The sequence below is a fragment of the Synechococcus sp. R6-7 genome (assembly GCF_047461695.1).
GTDB lineage: Bacteria > Cyanobacteriota > Cyanobacteriia > Thermostichales > Thermostichaceae > Thermostichus.
In genome coordinates this window covers 1-1719 of sequence record NZ_JANSHS010000080.1, presented here as the reverse complement: position 1 = coordinate 1719, position 1719 = coordinate 1, and the positions used below count along the sequence as shown (strand labels likewise).

Annotated in this window: 1 protein-coding gene and 1 pseudogene; both read left to right on the top strand. The window is 56.9% G+C overall.

Annotation, left to right across the window (positions count from 1 at the left end; genetic code table 11):
* A pseudogene (locus NW815_RS02940) lies at nucleotides 1-1417 on the top strand (chromosome segregation protein SMC); the annotation flags it as partial.
* Between the two features lie 88 nt (nucleotides 1418-1505).
* On the top strand, nucleotides 1506-1719 hold a 214-nt coding region (locus NW815_RS02935; RefSeq protein WP_414415688.1), incomplete at its 3' end, for a Uma2 family endonuclease.

Here is a 1719-nt window from a genome sequence, read left to right as displayed (position 1 = left end):
AGCCCAAGCCCGCGAAAAACAACTGGCCCAAGCCCTGCTCCTGGCTCGCCAAGACGCCCTGCAAGCCCAGCAATATCTGGAGCGGCACCAAGCCGACTGCCAAAAGCAACAGGCCCGCCTGCAACACCTGCAGGGATCCCTGGCACAACTGCAAGCCGAAAGCCAACAAGCCCAGCAGCGGCTCGACCAGATTCAACTGCGTTGGGATCCCTTGCAACAGCGCCTAGCCGATCTCGCCCTCAAGCTCAGCCAACTGGAGGGATCCCCGGTGAACCAGCATTGGCAGCAACTGCAGCAGACGGTGCAGCAGCAAGAAAGTCGCTTGGCAGAGCTGCAGCAGCAACTGGCCCAACTGGAGCGGCAACAGCAGGAGAACTCCGGCCAACAACACCTGAAACAGGCCCAAATCCAGCACCACCAGGAGCGCCTGCAAGAGAGCGAACAGCGCCAAGCCCATCTGCAGGAGCAGATCGTCCAAGCCCAAGCCACCCTTGGTCACATCCAGCAGCACCTTGCCGAGCAACGGCAACAGATAAGCCAGATCGAGGCCCGCCTCGCCCACCTGCGCCAAGAGCGGGATCGGCAAGAATTCCAATTGCGGGCCCAACAACAGCAAATCCAACGCCTGGAGTGGGAACGCTACAACGCCCTCACCCAACAACAGGAAAAAGAGGCCCTGCTGGCCCAACTGCAAACCCAACTGCAAGCGGTGGTTCAAGAGCTGCCGGATCCGCTGCCCGACTTGCCCGCCACCCTGACCTTAGACGAGCTGCAGCGGCAAAAACGCAAAATCGAAGAGCAATTGCGATCCCTGGAGCCGGTAAACATGCTGGCCATTGCCGAATACGAACAGACCCAAGCTCGCCTGCGGGATCTCAGCGCCAAACTGGAAACCCTGCACCAAGAGCGCACCGAGTTGTTGCTGCGCATCGAGAACTTTTCCACCCTGCGTCGGCAAGCCTTCTTGGATGCCTTTCATGCCGTCAACGGTCATTTTCAAACCATCTTTGCCCAACTTTCCGATGGGGATGGTCATTTGGAATTGGAAAACCCAGAGGATCCCTTCGCAGGCGGTCTAACCTTGGTGGCCCACCCCAAAGGTAAGCCGGTGCGCCGTCTCAGCGCCATGTCGGGAGGAGAAAAATCCTTGACAGCCCTCAGCTTTATTTTTGCTCTGCAGCGATTCCGCCCTTCCAGCTTTTACGCCTTTGATGAAGTAGATATGTTTTTGGACGGGGCCAATGTGGAAAAATTGGCCAATATGATCTGGCAGCAATCTCGTCAGGCGCAGTTTTTGGTGGTCAGTTTACGCCGCCCCATGATCGAAAAAGCTGAGCACACCATTGGTGTAACCCAGGCCCGCGGTGCATACACTCAGGTGATCGGCCTGACCAAACCCGCCCCTCACCCCAGTTAAGATGTGGCTTGGTTAAGAGCAGAGGGCAAATCCTGAGGTCCCATTAGACTCATTCTAAGAATGGTTTAGGAGTGTCCAAACGCCTGCCATGGTTGCTCTGACTCTGAATCTATCCCCCCTGACAACCCTGAGCCGAGCAGATTTTATTCGGCTTTGTGCCGCCAATCCTGACCTGAAGCTGGAGCGTACCGCTCAAGGAGAATTGGTTATCATGTCTCCAACCGGCGGGGAAACCGGCCACTGGAATGCCGAAATCACCACAGACTTAACCCTTTGGAATCGGCAATCGGGCCGAGGGAAAA